This is a genomic window from Plantactinospora solaniradicis, assembly GCF_042658085.1.
GTDB classification, from domain to species: domain Bacteria; phylum Actinomycetota; class Actinomycetes; order Mycobacteriales; family Micromonosporaceae; genus Plantactinospora; species Plantactinospora solaniradicis.
Window position 1 is genome coordinate 404,156 of record NZ_JBHSPR010000020.1, and the last position, 12,879, is coordinate 417,034.

The following is a 12,879-nucleotide window of genomic DNA, read 5'->3' on the forward strand; positions in this document are numbered from 1 at the left end:
GGCGCACGGGGCATCGACCGCAGGGGCATCGACGCAGGGGGCATCGGCCCGGCGGTGCCGGGTTGAGGTGAACGGGTGAGGTGCCGGGGTTACGGCGTCGGCAGTCCCGCAGCGAGCTGGTGGAGAGCCTCGGTCAGCAGCGGTTTCATGTCGACCGGCGGATCGGCGCGCATCCAGTGCTGCGTTGCCACGTTGGTGGCCGCCATGACGGCGGCGGCCACGAGTTGCGGATACAGGTCGCGCCGGACGTCGGTGCCGGTGCGCTCGGCGACGGCCGTGGCGATCTCGGCCTCGGCGAGCGCGCTCGCCCGCAGGAACTCGCCCTGCACCGACGGCTCGGCGATCATCAGCCGAGTGCCGGCGACCCACTGTTGGTGCTCCGGCATCGGCTGCCCGGCCAGTTCCGGTCCCGGATCGAGCTGTACGAGCACCGCGTGGACGATCGACTCCCAGAGCGGCTCGGACGCGGGCCGGCGGCGCAGTTCCGCCGCCACCCTGAGGGAACGGTCGAGATGACGGGCGACGATCGCCTCGCCCTTGCTGGAGAAGTAGTTGTTGAAGGTACGTGGAGACACGCCGGCCGCCTCGGCGATGTCCTCCACCCGTACGTTGTCGAACCCCCGTTCGACCGCGAGCCGGATGGCGGCCCAACTGAGCATCGCCCTGGTCTCGGCCTTCTTCCGCTGCCGGAGTCCGACCCGCCCGCCGCCTTCGATGCTCACGTCATCCACCCTAGCTCTTCTTGCGTGACACGCAAAGATGCGGGCCACGCAAAATTATTCCTGCCGTCGGCCGTCGGTCGACGGCCCGCTCCGGCCGGCCGGTCACCGGTCCGTGAGATACGTGAGGGCGTCATGGACCAGTTCGGCGAGGGGTCGGTCCGGATGATCGATCCAGTGCTGCGTGGCAGCGCGGAGCGCGTTGAGGAATGCCGCGGCGAGCACCCGCGCCCGCAGCGGCGAATCCGGACTGTCCGGCAGCCGTCGGGAGATCTCGGCGGTCAGTTCCCGCTCGACCGTGCCGTACACCGTGATCTGGTGCGCCGCGAGGCTCGGGTGGGCGCGGATCAGGCGGCGCTGGGCCAGCCACTGCGGGTCCAGGTAGTCACTCCCGGCGGTCAGCTCCTCGCCGGCCCGGCTCAGGGCGGTCCAGGGGCGTTCGTCCGCGGGCCGGCCGCGCACCAGTTCCAGTAGCCGGCGGATCCGGACCAGATCGGCGTGAAAGAGCGCTTCTTCCTTGTTCGCGAAGTAGTTCGAGAAGGTACGCCGGGAGACGTCAGCGGCGTCCGCGATGGCCTCGACGGTGACCCGGTCAAGTCCCTGTTCGGCGGCGAGCCGGAGCGCGACCTCGTGCAGAGTCTGCCGGGTCGCGGCCTTCTTACGCTCCCGGCGTCCGACCGTCGTGTCCATCGGGAACAAGCCTACGTGGCGGTGACTTATTTCCCAGTGAGCAAACTTGCGCAATGAGCAAGAACCCGTGAAGCTCGTATGGGAAAACACGATCGGGAGCGAGGGAGGCGGCGCGGGCATCGGGGCCAGCCTCGACCGGCCCACCGAGCCGCCCAGCTCCCAGCACAGGCAGGAGACCGCACGATGAGCGCACCCACAACCACGACCGCCGCGCCGACTGCGGAGCCGTTGGACCGGCGGCGAACGCTGGAGGCGCTGAGCGGCCTACTGCTGGTGCTGTTCGTCGCCATGATCAGCAGTACGGTCGTCTCGACCGCGCTGCCGAAGATCATCGGCGCACTGGACGGCTCGCAGACGCAGTACACCTGGGTGGTCACCGCCACCCTGCTCACGGCGACCGCGACCACGCCGATCTGGGGCAAGCTCGCCGACCTGTTCAACAAGAAGACCCTCGTCCAGGCCGCGATCGTCATCTTCGTGCTCGGCTCGATCGTGAGCGGCCTCAGCCAGAACGCCGGTCAACTCATCACCGCCCGCGCCTTCCAGGGCATCGGCGTCGGCGGCTTGCAGGCCCTCGTCCAGGTCGTCATCGCCGCGATGATCCCGCCCCGCGAGCGCGGCCGGTACAACGGCTACCTCGGCGGCGTGATGGCGGTCGCGACCGTCGGCGGGCCGCTGCTCGGCGGCCTGATCGTCGACACCTCGTGGCTCGGCTGGCGCTGGTGCTTCTTCGTCGGCGTACCGATCGCGATCATCGCCATGATCGTCCTCCAGGCCACCCTGCGGCTGCCCACCGTCCGGCGCGAGAACGTCAAGATCGACTACCTCGGCGCCGCCCTGATCGCCGCCGGGGTCAGCCTGCTGCTCATCTGGATCTCGTTCGTCGACAGCTCGTTCGGCTGGGTCTCCTGGCAGACCGGGGTGATGGTCGGCGGCTCGCTGGTCCTGCTCGCCCTCGCCGTGCTCGTCGAGTCCCGGGCCGCCGAACCGGTCGTACCGCTCGACATCGTCAGGCAGCGCACGACCGCGCTCGCCATCATCGCCAGCCTCGCGGTCGGGATGGCCATGTTCGGCGGAGCCGTCTTCCTCGGCCAGTACTTCCAGATCGGGCGCGGCTACACCCCGACCGAGGCCGGCCTGCTCACCATCCCGATGATGGCCGGCGTGCTCGCCTCGTCGATCATCGCGGGTCGCCTGATCACCAGGTCCGGGCGCATCAAGCCGTACATCGTCACCGGTTCGATCATCCTCGTCGCGGGCTTCCTCATGCTCGGCACCATCGACCACGAGACGTCCCTGGTCTTCGTCGGCGCGGCGATGCTGCTCGTCGGCATCGGAGTCGGGATGACCATGCAGAACCTGGTGCTCGCCGTGCAGAACGCCGTACCGCTGCGCGACATCGGCGCCGCCAGCGCCACGGTCGCGTTCTTCCGCTCTCTCGGCGGCACGATCGGCGTCTCCGTCCTCGGCGCGGTCCTGGCCCGCCGGGTCACCGACCAGATCACCCACGATCTGTCCGCCGCCGGTGTTCCGGCCTCGGCCTCCGGCAACGCCGGCGGGAGCCTCAACCTGAACGGGCTGCCGGACGCGGTGCGGCACATCGTGCGCAACGCGTACGGCGACGCCACCGGGCACATCTTCCTTATCTCCGCCGCGATCGCGCTCGTCGGCGTGATCGCCGCGGCCCTGCTCAGGCCGATCTTCCTCCGGTCCAGCCTGGACCTGCCCGATGCGGGGCACACGACCGCCACCGCCGCCGGCGCCGTCGACGGGGCGCCGCCGACCGACCTGGCCAGCACCGAACCGCAGGCCACCGAGGCGGCGACGCGGCGGCCATCCGGGAGCTGAGCCGCCGGAGTACGCCTGAAGCCGCTCGCCGGGTGCCGAGTGCCGGCGGGCGGCCGTCCGGCAACCGCCCCCACGATCGATCTACGCGGAGGACGAAGGCAGATGGACATGCCCGTTGCCACCCCGGAGGACGAACACTACGGACCCACAGAGCAGCAACTGATCGTCGAACGGGGCTTCGACGGACCGCGAGTGATCATGGTGGGGATCGACGGGAGCCCGACGTCGATGCACGCGGCGTCGTACGCCTGTGGGATGGCCAGACGGCAGCGGTGCCGTCTGGTCGTCGTCTTCGTGGTCGCACCCGCGTCCTTCGTCGCCGCGATGTCCGGGGTCGCCGCCGAGGCGCGGGAGAAGGCATGTCAGGAACTCGCAGCCGACCTGCGGGCCGAGGTCCGCCTCATCGCCGACGAGTACCGCGTCCCGACCACCTTCGTGACCCGGCGCGGCGACCCCTACCTGGAGCTGCGGCAGGCCGCGGACCGGGTCCGGGCCGACCTGGTGGTCGTCGGGGTGTCCGCCCAGGCCGGGCATCGGTTCGTCGGGTCCATCGCGACCCGTCTGGTCCGGCTCGGCCGCTGGCCTGTCGTGGTCGTCCCCTGACCGGGAAGAGGCCGCCGGCCGGGCCGGGCTCCCTGCGGGCGCAAGGACGTTGCATATACCTGTGGAAGGTATATGCTACTGCGATGAGTGACCCGCCCATGAGGGAACCCACCTATCTGATCCTCGCCGCCCTGGTCGAGGCGCCCCAGCACGGATACGCGCTTCTGGAGGAGGTCCGGCGGATCTCCGACGGGCGGGTCAACCTGCGCGCCGGCACGCTGTACGCCGTGCTCGACCGGCTGCGCGCCGACGGGCTGGCCGAGGTCGAGCGCGAGGAACTGGTGCAGTCACGGCTGCGCCGCTACTACCGGCTCACCGCACTGGGCGCCCGCCGCCTGGCCGAGGAGACCGCCCGGCTGCGCAGCAACGTCGACGCCGCCACGGTACGGCTACGCCGTGCCGGCCTGCTCGCCGATGGTGGTGTGGCATGACACTGGAACGCGGATACCGCCGCCTGCTGGCCTGCTACCCGTGGGAATACCGCCGGGAGTACGAGGAAGAGCTGCTCGGCGTACTGCTCGACGACGCCGGTCCCCAGCAGCGCCGGCCACGGGTTCGGGACGTACTCGACCTGCTGGGAAGCGCGCTGCGGGCCCATTTCCGATGCACCGCCACCAGACTGTCCGAGCAGCCGTGGCGGAATGCGGCGGCGATACTGGGCCTGCTCGCCCCGCTCGTCATGTTCGCGTACACCGCGCGTCTGCCGCTGTTGTACCTCAGCCAGGGATGGGTCGACTCTCCCCTACCTTTCACCTGGGCGTCAATCTGGCTGACCGTGGCCGTACTGGCCGCGATCGGATGGCACCGGCCGGCAGCCGTACTGGCCTGGCCCGCCGCCGCACTCGAGGTGGCACGGGCGGACGGCCGGTACGACTACCTGTCCGTGTTCAACCTGTGGCCCACGGCGCTTGCCGTGCTGGCCGCGGTGGCGCTGACCGTGGCAGGACCCCGCTCGGGCGCGATCCTGCTCGGGCGCTGGCGGCTCGCTCTGCTGGCCCTTGCCACACTGATGCTCGGCAGCGCGCCCGCGATCGCGGCGATCGTCCTGCCGTCCTTCTCCGTCACGGACGTCGGCAATTTCCGGACTCCCTGGATCTTCACCAACAACGTCACCTATCTGGAAGCGCTGCTGCTCTCCGTCGGATACACGATCGGCCTCCTCACGGTGCTGAGCCTCAACGCGACGTTGCGACGGCGGATCCTCGCGCTACTCGTCCCGGTCGGCGCGTCGTTGCTGCTCAGCCGGGTCGGGCTCAGGTACTCGTCGGTTATGGACAGACCGTTCGACGCGGGAGTTCCGGCCGGTCTGAACCTGACCCAGTGGCTGCTGCTGGCGCTGGTCCCGCTGTCGACGCTGGCGGTCGCGGTGGCGGCGGTGCACCGGTGGGAACGGTCGGCGCGGGTACTCGCGCTCGACAACTCCGCCAGTCGGCTGGCACGCCCGGTCGGACCCCGTAGCTCTCCACCGGACGGCGAGGAATAGAACGCCGGGCCCGAGCTACGGGCCCTGCCGGATCTGGTCAGTAGCCGCTTACTACCCCTATTGGTGGTGGAGAAATCCGATCCGTTAGCAGCCGACCTGGGCCTACTTGGCTCGCTGGTCCGGCGCGCGCGAGCCGTACGCCGGACCGAACACCACCAGCAGCGCCAGGTCCTCGGTCACCTCCTCGAACCGGTGCTCCTCGCCCGCCGGAACGAAGATCACCGAACCGGGGCCCACCTCGGCCGTACCGTCCGGCGTCACGATCCTGGCCCGGCCCGCGGTGACCACGTAGATCTCATCCTCGGTGTGCGGGCTCTGATCGTCGAGACCGCCCGCCGGGATGCAGTACGTTCCCACCGACAGGTCCGGCACCCGCAGGTGCTCCACCCAGTCGTTGGCCGCCTCGGCAGGCGCGGTCCACACCCCCGCACCTTCGATGATCAGCATGGCGGAAGTCTAGTCAGGGAGGACGAGGCGTGGTCCAGCTAACCGAGTCCCAGTACCGCGCCACCATGGACCCGCACCCGGTGCGCGTCGACCAGGACAGCCCTCCACCGTTCGACTTCTGGCCCTACTTCGACTCGATCGACGACAGCGATCTCGACGGCCATGACTTCTCCGCAGGCGTTGTCACCCACGCCTGGACCATGCCGATCTCGAATCACCAGCATGTGCTCATCAGTTGTGAGACACCGAACGTGTTCCTCGTACTGGTCCTCGACCTGCGGCACGATACGGTCTACGGCCACCATCTACTTGACCTGCGGGTCCTGTATGGACTGAGCTGAGGACCTCGTCGGGCATGACATCGATGGACCGTGCTGGATAGTCTCGTGGCGTGGCCGAGCTATGGCGCCAACTGATCAACCTGTTCGCGTGGCCGGCCTGGCTGCTGGTACTGATCCCTGCTCCGCTCGCACTGATTCCGGCCATTTCCGCCGGGTTCAGCTGCTACACCCAGGCGGGCCGGTGGAAGATGCCCGCAGCGCTCCTGCGAGGTGGGATGGCAGGCCTGATAGTCGCTCTCCCCCTGACCGTCCTCGGCGGGTTGTTCGTTGACGCGGTCGGCCTCGGCCGGAGCGCGGTGGTGGGAGCTGTCGGCGGGATGGCCATCGGTGTCGCCGGCGGATTCGTGGCCGCGATCGCCTGGCACCTCGGATCGAAGGACGATTCGTGGCGCCACTACCACTCGGGATCCCTGCTCGGGGACATGGGCTGGGACACCCTGGTGTACCGCCTCAAGTACGTCGACCCGAGCACCGGGCGGTGGCGCTGGCGGCGCTGGCCCAGCCGCCGGTGACGACACCGCTAGCGGCGGCTTCGTCTCGGCCAGGACCATGCGGCCCAGCCGGGCTCGATCTTCTCGTGTTGGCATACCGTCGACGGCCGGACTACGAGCAGTTCGGCCAGGTCGACGCCGCAGTCTCGGCACCCTCACCGGTTGGCGAAGACGAATCCACCTTCGAGGTCCGGGGCCGGGCGATGCAACATCTCGGCCTCGACGGTGAAGCCGGCAGCTTCCAGCCAGGCCGCGACCCGCGCCGGTGAGCGACGGTGTACATAGACGTTCATCGGGTGCCCGCCGTAGCCCTCCGTCTTGAGGTTGCTGCCCTCACCGGCATGGAAGCCCACCAGCAGCGCCCCACCGGGCCGCATTACCCGAAAGAACTCGGCGAGGACCGCCGGTACCTCGTCATCGGGGACGTGGATCAAGGAGAACCAGGCGAGCAGGCCGGTCAGGCGACCGTCGGGCAGTTCGAGACCCGTCATGGAACCGACCTCGAATCGCAAGCCGGGATGGTCCCGCCGCGCCACGTCGATCATCGCGGGCGACAGGTCGACGCCGAACGTGTCCAGGCCGGCATCGTGCAGGTAGCCGGTGATCCGGCCCGGACCGCAGCCGACATCGGCGACCGGCCCGTTCCCCTGAGCGCGCACCAGCTCGGCGAAGAGCGCCAGGATGCCCCGCTGGAACGGCTCGCATGCGAGTGCGTCGCGCAGCAGATCGGCGTAACTGACCGCCACGGCGTCGTACGAGGTCCGGGTGTCGTCGAGCCAGCCGGGAACACGCATGCCCGGCACGGTAGCCCGACTCAAGTGGTGGCCGCTTGGACGGACAGCGGTTGACGCAGACATGATCGTCAAGACGCCCGTGGAGGCCCCCACGGTCTGCGGCAGGGGCGCGGATCACGGCATGTTGTGTCGTCTGACCTTGGGTCGGACGCCAATCCTCGGGAGGCCGTCGACTGTTGTTCACATAAGCTCTGGCGAACCAGCACCCCGGACAAGAGGAGTTCGTCCTGATGCGCTCGACGTTCCTGCTGGAGCGCCTGCTCCGGGCCGGGATGCGCGAGGTCATCACCGTGGAGCCGGCGACGGGCGGGCTCGCGGCGCTCGCGGGCATAGCCACCCGCCGGGACGCGCCGTCGGTGTTCGTCAAGGCCTTCGTCGACCCGCCGGCCGACGACGTCTTCGCCGCGGAGGCCGAAGGGCTGGCCGCCCTGCGCGAGCTCGGTGGCGTGGCGACGCCCGAGGTGATCCTGGCGCACCGGGAACTGCTTGTCTTGTCGGTGCTGCGGCCCAGGCCGCACAGCGAGATCTTCTGGGAGCAGTTCGCGCACGCGCTCGCCCGCATGCACATGAGCACGACCCATCCTCGCTTCGGATGGCACCGCGACAACTGGCTGGGCCGCCGCCGCCAGATCAATACCTGGGATGACGACGGCTTCGTATTTTTCGCACAGCACCGGCTGCTTCGGTGGCTCGGGGAGCCCCGCGTCGAGGCGGCACTCGACGCCGGAGACCGGGCGGCGCTGGAGCGGCTGTGTCACCGACTGCCCGACCTGCTGCCGGACCGGCCGGCGTGCTTGACGCATGGCGACCTGTGGGCACAGAACATCCTGGCCACCCCGGACGGGCAGCCCGCGTTGATCGACCCGGCCGTGTCCTACATGTGGGCCGAGGTCGACCTCGCCCATGTGTGGACGACCTCGCCCCCGCCCGAGGCACAACGGTTCTTCGAGGTCTACGCGGACCTGACCTCGCTTGACGGCGACTGGCGGGCCCGGATGCCGATTGTCCAGCTGCGACAACACCTCGCCGTGCTGGCCCAGTTCGACGACGACTGGGGCGCGGGCGACCAGATCCGGGCCACCCTTGCCCCGTTCCGGACGCGATCGTGAGCAGAGGCCAGACGGCTGACCGCGGTGATCTTCCCCCGGATACGCCCCTAACGGCGAGCGTCAACGACGTCCAGCGGGACATGGTGGGACAGAACGACGAAGGCCCCCGACAGCGTTTGGGTGGCCACTGTCCTTGCCCGCGATCGCGATCACCACGGACGTTCGCCCACGGGGCGTTGAGTCATGCTTGACCGATACTTCGATCATCTGTATATATTGACGCCATGACTGGAAGGCCGGGGCCGATGCGCGAGCCCACCTACTTCATCCTGGCCGCCTTGCAGGATGAGCCGTTGCACGGCTACGCGATCGTCAAGCGGGCGGAGGAGTTGTCTGGGGGGCGGGTGCGCCTGTTGGCGGGCACCCTTTACACCGCGTTGGACCGGCTCACCAGCGAAGAGATGGTGCGGGTGGCGGATGAGTCCGTGGTCAACGGTCGCGCCCGCCGCACCTACGAGCTGACCGACCGGGGTCTGTCCGCACTGCATGCGGAAGCAGAGCGGATGGTCGCCGCCGCACAAGCGGTGCGCGGTCGCCAAGCGCGGTCGGTTGCGGTGGCTCGGACGGCGCTGACGTGACCGACCTCGAACGTCATTACCGGTGGCTACTGAAGGCGTACCCGCGCTCCTATCGCGAGTACCGCGCAGACGAAATCTTGGAGATCGTGCTAGCCCCAGCCGACGAAGGGCACCGGCGACCGAGCCTACGAGAATCGTGGGCCCTGGTGATCGGCGGTCTTCGCGCTCGCACAGGCGCCGACCGACTCGACGCCCAGGCGGCGCGCCACTCCACGTTGCGGCTATGCACACTGGCGTTACTTATCTATGGCGTAACGCGTTGGGCCGAACAGCCGATCTATTGGGTGTCGGTTCTGTCATCAGAGTACGCGTACCACATACCCCCGTGGGTCGTCGTCGTGCTCACGATGCTGGCCATAGCAGTTCTCACGACGGCGTGGGGTAGGTACAAGCTAGCACTTGGCGCCATGGTACTGGCTGTGCTGACCTCTCTGTGGGGGGTGAGACCTTGGGCGTCCACTTCGCGTGCCGAAGAGCTCTGGTATATGTCAGACATCCTTCTTTGGTCTCTGCTGCTGCCCTTGCTGACCTTGCTCCCACTTCTCCGGGCACCGCGAAGGGCCGTAACAAAGCCGTGGATCTGGCTGCTTCTCGGCGCGCTAGCAGTCGCGGCATTGACGCCAAATCCAATCAACGATTGGTCGGGCGTTCCAACCATGTCCCTCTACGCGTTCGCGGTGTTAGCCATCATCGCCGCACCGATCGATGCACGGGTGCCGATTGTCGCCTTCACGCTTCTCCTGATCCCGGCCCTGACCCGCGCTACATACCACGTCTTGTGTATCGGAAACGCCCCTGTGATGAGTATTTCCGGTACCCCTCTCCTAATCCTCACCGGCCTCATGGCGGCCACGCTCGCTGCCAGCACGATCGCGAGCCGCCGCCAAGCCCGCATGTAGACACGGAAGCCGGCCCCGTCGCTTCGGCCAGGCGACGTTGCTGAGTGGGTGGGCAAGCGTGGCTAGCTGATCAGGGCGTCAGTCCGGTTCAGCCGTGCGCGTTGATGGAACCACCGCCGCCTTGGCAGCCCGCTCAATCGCCTCGCACCTAGCTTCCCAGAACGCCGCGTCGCGCTCGGAGTTCGCGTACTCGGCCGACGTCCCTGTCGAGCCGTCGAGATGTTCGCGCAAGATGTCGGCGTGACCGGCGTGCCGGCTGGTCTCCCTGAGCACATGGACCAGGATGTTGAACAGCTTCACATCGGGACGTGGCCACCACGGCACGTGGCCAGGCGAGTCGATGGCGAGGGCGCTGATCGTCGTGTCCGAGTGCTCCCATGCGCGACGGTAGCGGTCGATTATGTCCTCACGCGTCTCCTGCTCAGTCACCCACATGTCGAAACCCCTCGCCCCCAGGTCGTCCCACCTCGGCAGAGGCTCGGGGAACGGCCGGTCGAAGACCTCACCGAAGTACCTGGACTCGCATACCGACAGGTGCTTGACCAACCCGAGAAGGTTGGTTCCCGTCGAGGTCAGAGGGCGGCGGACGTCGTACTCGGACAACCCGTCGAGCTTCCACAGCATCGTCTCGCGGAGGCGTCGCAGGTCGCTGTGTAGGTACTCTTTCGCGAATTCATCGATCATGGGGCACGAGCCTGCCACGCGCCCTGCCACTCATCCACGCGGGCTCCGGAAGGCCCCGACACCCGTCAGTGACCCCACTCTCACGCCGTGCCTGCGCCCTGCCATGCCCGGGTAGCGGCCCGAGGTGTTCCCGCCATGTCGACGGTCGACCTTGCGGAATCGGTGGATCCTGTCTTCGAGACGGGATTCGGTTGCCTCGGGATCGCTACTTGGAGATGCTCGACGCGACGACCGCGCTTCATCAGGAGGGTGTTCTGCCCGATCGGAAGATGCACGCCGATGAGATCGACATCTCGGTCGACACCGTCGCACGGCTGATCGCCGGACAGTTTCCCCACTGGGCGGGTCTTCCCCTGCGACGAGTGCCCTCAACCGGCACCGTCAACGCGCTGTTCCGGTTGGGACCTGACCTGGTTGTGCGGCTGTGCCGCGTGCCATGGGCAGCGGGCGACGAGGCCGAGGAGCAACGATGGCTGCGGCAACTGGCCCCCTACCTGCCCGTCGCCATCCCTGCCCCTGTCGCCGTGGGTCAGCCTACCGACGAATACCCCTGGACCTGGTCGATCCTTCGCTGGCTTCCTGGCTCGAACCCAGTCCCCGGCAACCTCACCGCGCCTGCCAATCTCACCGACGACCTGGCCGAGTTCGTCAGCGCCTTTCGCGCCATCGACATCCCCGACGGACCCAGGGCCTACCGCGGCGGACCACTGGCGCGCATGGATGGGCAGACGCGAGGCGCCATTGCGGGATTGAAAGGCACGATCGACACCGACACGGCCACTGCCATCTGGGACGAGGCACTGGACATTCCCTCATGGGACGGTCCGCCCACCTGGGTCCACGCGGACCTGTTACCCGGCAATATCCTGACCCTGGATGGTCGGCTCAGCGCGGTCATCGATTTCGCGACCGTCGGCATCGGCGATCCGGCATGCGACCTGATCGTCGCCTGGACCGTTCTGCCCGCCAGCGTCCGACGGGCCTTCCGATCGAGAGTCGGATGCGATGAAGCCATCTGGGCACGAGCCCGTGCCCGCGCACTGTCGATATCACTCGGCGGGCTCCACTACTACCGGGATATCGAACCCACCCTGGCAGCCGAGGCCAAGTACACGATCGACGAGGTCATGGCCGACTCAAGCGCATCGTGAGGATCTGCGGCTCCCCTGCTGGCCAGCGTTCCGCCGAGCAAGCCTGACGGACCTACGCGAAGTGCATCGTGGGGCAGGACGAGCTTGCCCGGCGCCGGATCGAGGAGGCGCTGAACCCCGACGACGACCAGGGCGACGGGACCACCTGAGTCCCCGGAAACTTCTCCGCGCATTCTCCGTGGGCACCCGTTGACGGCCGGGCAGCGCCGTTGACGGCTGGACAGACGAGAACAGCCCTCGACCGGCGTTATGCCTGGTCAAGGGCTGTTTTCGCACCTGGTGGCGGGTAGAGGATTCGAACCTCTGAAGCTTTCGCGACGGATTTACAGTCCGCTCCCATTGGCCGCTCGGGCAACCCGCCAGGGCGTGCCGCCACGTACAACGCGGCAGCGGAAGCAAGGATAGCGGTTGCACCGGGCAGTCGCGCAAGCGGGTACGGTCGGCATGTCGGACCGCCGCTCGGCGGCACCGGTACACCTTCATGTCGTATACAGCAGGAGCGGATCATGGCAGCCAACCCGTCGTTCGACATCGTCAGCAAGGTCGACCGGCAGGAGATCGACAACGCCCTCCGGCAGACGGAGAAGGAGCTCTCCACCCGCTTCGACTTCCGTGGCACCGGCGCCGACATCTCCTGGTCGGGCGAGGAGGGGATCAGCCTCCAGGCCGAGACGGAGGAACGGGTCAAGGCGGCCCTGGAGGTCTTCAAAGAGAAGCTGGTGAAGCGGAACATCTCGCTGAAGTCCCTGGACGCCGGCGAGGCGCGTCCGTCCGGCAAGGTGCACAAGATCGACTGCAAGGTCATCCAGGGCATCGACTCGGACAAGGCCAAGGCGATCAGCAAGAAGATTCGCGACGAGGGCCCCAAGGGCGTACAGGCGCAGATCCAGGGCGACCAGCTTCGGGTGACCGGCAAGAAGAAGGACGACCTACAGGCCGTCATCTCCCTGCTGAAGACCGAGGACTTCGGCCTCGCCCTCCAGTTTACGAACTACCGCTAAGCCCCGCCCGGACTCCGGCGCCCGGGATCATCGAGGATCCC

At 68.1% G+C, this 12,879-nt stretch carries 16 protein-coding genes and 1 tRNA gene; 11 read left to right on the top strand and 6 right to left on the bottom strand.

Annotated elements, in window-relative coordinates:
• Nucleotides 1-89 precede the first annotated feature (89 nt).
• Together ACFP2T_RS26230 and ACFP2T_RS26235 are read right to left on the bottom strand one after the other, a co-directional pair.
• The gene (locus ACFP2T_RS26230; RefSeq protein ID WP_377425858.1) at nt 90-722 is read right to left on the bottom strand and encodes an acyl-CoA-like ligand-binding transcription factor; all 633 of its coding nucleotides are present in this window, start codon (nt 720-722) and stop codon (nt 90-92) included.
• 102 nt (nt 723-824) lie between these two features.
• Nucleotides 825-1,409, bottom strand: a complete 585-nt coding sequence (locus ACFP2T_RS26235; protein ID WP_377425861.1) for a TetR/AcrR family transcriptional regulator — start codon at nt 1,407-1,409, stop codon at nt 825-827.
• A 183-nt stretch (nt 1,410-1,592) separates the two neighbouring features.
• On the opposite strand from ACFP2T_RS26235, the gene ACFP2T_RS26240 reads away from it, so the two are divergent.
• The 4 genes from ACFP2T_RS26240 to ACFP2T_RS26255 all read left to right on the top strand — a co-directional run bounded on the left by ACFP2T_RS26240 (nt 1,593) and on the right by ACFP2T_RS26255 (nt 5,343).
• Entirely contained in the window at nt 1,593-3,257 is a 1,665-nt protein-coding gene (locus ACFP2T_RS26240) for an MDR family MFS transporter (protein WP_377425864.1), read from the top strand.
• A gap of 102 nt (nt 3,258-3,359) precedes the next feature.
• Nucleotides 3,360-3,860 (top strand): universal stress protein, encoded by a 501-nt coding sequence (locus tag ACFP2T_RS26245; protein WP_377425867.1) that lies wholly within the window; start codon nt 3,360-3,362, stop codon nt 3,858-3,860.
• An 83-nt stretch (nt 3,861-3,943) separates the two neighbouring features.
• Nucleotides 3,944-4,291: a PadR family transcriptional regulator gene (locus ACFP2T_RS26250; protein ID WP_377425869.1), complete on the top strand. Its 348-nt coding sequence runs from the start codon at nt 3,944-3,946 to the stop codon at nt 4,289-4,291.
• Nucleotides 4,288-5,343 (top strand): hypothetical protein, encoded by a 1,056-nt coding sequence (locus tag ACFP2T_RS26255; protein ID WP_377425871.1) that lies wholly within the window; start codon nt 4,288-4,290, stop codon nt 5,341-5,343. Before ACFP2T_RS26250 ends, ACFP2T_RS26255 begins: the two co-directional genes overlap by 4 nt.
• Nucleotides 5,344-5,445: 102 nt before the next feature.
• Here the strand turns inward: ACFP2T_RS26255 and ACFP2T_RS26260 are convergent, their stop codons facing one another.
• Entirely contained in the window at nt 5,446-5,790 is a 345-nt protein-coding gene (locus ACFP2T_RS26260) for a cupin domain-containing protein (protein ID WP_377425873.1), read from the bottom strand.
• A gap of 29 nt (nt 5,791-5,819) precedes the next feature.
• Between ACFP2T_RS26260 and ACFP2T_RS26265 the strand changes: the two genes are divergently transcribed.
• On the top strand, nt 5,820-6,131 hold the full coding sequence (locus ACFP2T_RS26265) for a hypothetical protein (protein WP_377425875.1): 312 nt from the start codon (nt 5,820-5,822) through the stop codon (nt 6,129-6,131).
• A 50-nt stretch (nt 6,132-6,181) separates the two neighbouring features.
• Nucleotides 6,182-6,643 (top strand): hypothetical protein, encoded by a 462-nt coding sequence (locus ACFP2T_RS26270; RefSeq protein WP_377425877.1) that lies wholly within the window; start codon nt 6,182-6,184, stop codon nt 6,641-6,643.
• 134 nt (nt 6,644-6,777) lie between these two features.
• Here the strand turns inward: ACFP2T_RS26270 and ACFP2T_RS26275 are convergent, their stop codons facing one another.
• Nucleotides 6,778-7,416: a class I SAM-dependent DNA methyltransferase gene (locus ACFP2T_RS26275; protein WP_377425880.1), complete on the bottom strand. Its 639-nt coding sequence runs from the start codon at nt 7,414-7,416 to the stop codon at nt 6,778-6,780.
• 230 nt (nt 7,417-7,646) lie between these two features.
• Here ACFP2T_RS26275 and ACFP2T_RS26280 point away from each other — a divergent pair, with 230 nt between their 5' ends.
• The 3 genes from ACFP2T_RS26280 to ACFP2T_RS26290 all read left to right on the top strand — a co-directional run bounded on the left by ACFP2T_RS26280 (nt 7,647) and on the right by ACFP2T_RS26290 (nt 10,002).
• On the top strand, nt 7,647-8,525 hold the full coding sequence (locus tag ACFP2T_RS26280) for a fructosamine kinase family protein (RefSeq protein WP_377425882.1): 879 nt from the start codon (nt 7,647-7,649) through the stop codon (nt 8,523-8,525).
• A 245-nt stretch (nt 8,526-8,770) separates the two neighbouring features.
• Complete coding sequence (locus tag ACFP2T_RS26285) at nt 8,771-9,103, top strand: PadR family transcriptional regulator (protein ID WP_377425885.1); 333 nt, start codon at nt 8,771-8,773, stop codon at nt 9,101-9,103.
• Entirely contained in the window at nt 9,100-10,002 is a 903-nt protein-coding gene (locus tag ACFP2T_RS26290) for a hypothetical protein (protein WP_377425887.1), read from the top strand. The genes ACFP2T_RS26285 and ACFP2T_RS26290 overlap by 4 nt, the downstream gene beginning before the upstream one ends.
• 78 nt (nt 10,003-10,080) lie before the next feature.
• On the opposite strand, the gene ACFP2T_RS26295 is transcribed toward ACFP2T_RS26290, so the two are convergent.
• Nucleotides 10,081-10,686, bottom strand: coding sequence for a DinB family protein (locus ACFP2T_RS26295; RefSeq protein WP_377425889.1), 606 nt, complete (start codon nt 10,684-10,686; stop codon nt 10,081-10,083).
• A gap of 215 nt (nt 10,687-10,901) precedes the next feature.
• Between ACFP2T_RS26295 and ACFP2T_RS26300 the strand changes: the two genes are divergently transcribed.
• Complete coding sequence (locus ACFP2T_RS26300) at nt 10,902-11,837, top strand: aminoglycoside phosphotransferase family protein (RefSeq protein ID WP_377426235.1); 936 nt, start codon at nt 10,902-10,904, stop codon at nt 11,835-11,837.
• Between the two features lie 277 nt (nt 11,838-12,114).
• Here ACFP2T_RS26300 and ACFP2T_RS26305 read toward each other — a convergent pair.
• Nucleotides 12,115-12,198, bottom strand: a tRNA-Tyr gene (locus ACFP2T_RS26305).
• Nucleotides 12,199-12,343: 145 nt separating this feature from the next.
• Between ACFP2T_RS26305 and ACFP2T_RS26310 the strand changes: the two genes are divergently transcribed.
• Complete coding sequence (locus ACFP2T_RS26310) at nt 12,344-12,838, top strand: YajQ family cyclic di-GMP-binding protein (protein ID WP_377425892.1); 495 nt, start codon at nt 12,344-12,346, stop codon at nt 12,836-12,838.
• Nucleotides 12,839-12,879: the final 41 nt, after the last annotated feature.

Coding starts and splice junctions, on each gene's coding strand:
- ACFP2T_RS26235 (WP_377425861.1), bottom strand. CDS start 1,409: ATGGACACGACGGTCGGACGCCGGGAGCGTAAGAAGGCCGCGACCCGG.
- ACFP2T_RS26240 (WP_377425864.1), top strand. CDS start 1,593: ATGAGCGCACCCACAACCACGACCGCCGCGCCGACTGCGGAGCCGTTG.
- ACFP2T_RS26245 (WP_377425867.1), top strand. CDS start 3,360: ATGGACATGCCCGTTGCCACCCCGGAGGACGAACACTACGGACCCACA.
- ACFP2T_RS26250 (WP_377425869.1), top strand. CDS start 3,944: ATGAGTGACCCGCCCATGAGGGAACCCACCTATCTGATCCTCGCCGCC.
- ACFP2T_RS26255 (WP_377425871.1), top strand. CDS start 4,288: ATGACACTGGAACGCGGATACCGCCGCCTGCTGGCCTGCTACCCGTGG.
- ACFP2T_RS26260 (WP_377425873.1), bottom strand. CDS start 5,790: ATGCTGATCATCGAAGGTGCGGGGGTGTGGACCGCGCCTGCCGAGGCG.
- ACFP2T_RS26275 (WP_377425880.1), bottom strand. CDS start 7,416: ATGCGTGTTCCCGGCTGGCTCGACGACACCCGGACCTCGTACGACGCC.
- ACFP2T_RS26280 (WP_377425882.1), top strand. CDS start 7,647: ATGCGCTCGACGTTCCTGCTGGAGCGCCTGCTCCGGGCCGGGATGCGC.
- ACFP2T_RS26285 (WP_377425885.1), top strand. CDS start 8,771: ATGCGCGAGCCCACCTACTTCATCCTGGCCGCCTTGCAGGATGAGCCG.
- ACFP2T_RS26295 (WP_377425889.1), bottom strand. CDS start 10,686: ATGATCGATGAATTCGCGAAAGAGTACCTACACAGCGACCTGCGACGC.
- ACFP2T_RS26300 (WP_377426235.1), top strand. CDS start 10,902: ATGCTCGACGCGACGACCGCGCTTCATCAGGAGGGTGTTCTGCCCGAT.
- ACFP2T_RS26310 (WP_377425892.1), top strand. CDS start 12,344: ATGGCAGCCAACCCGTCGTTCGACATCGTCAGCAAGGTCGACCGGCAG.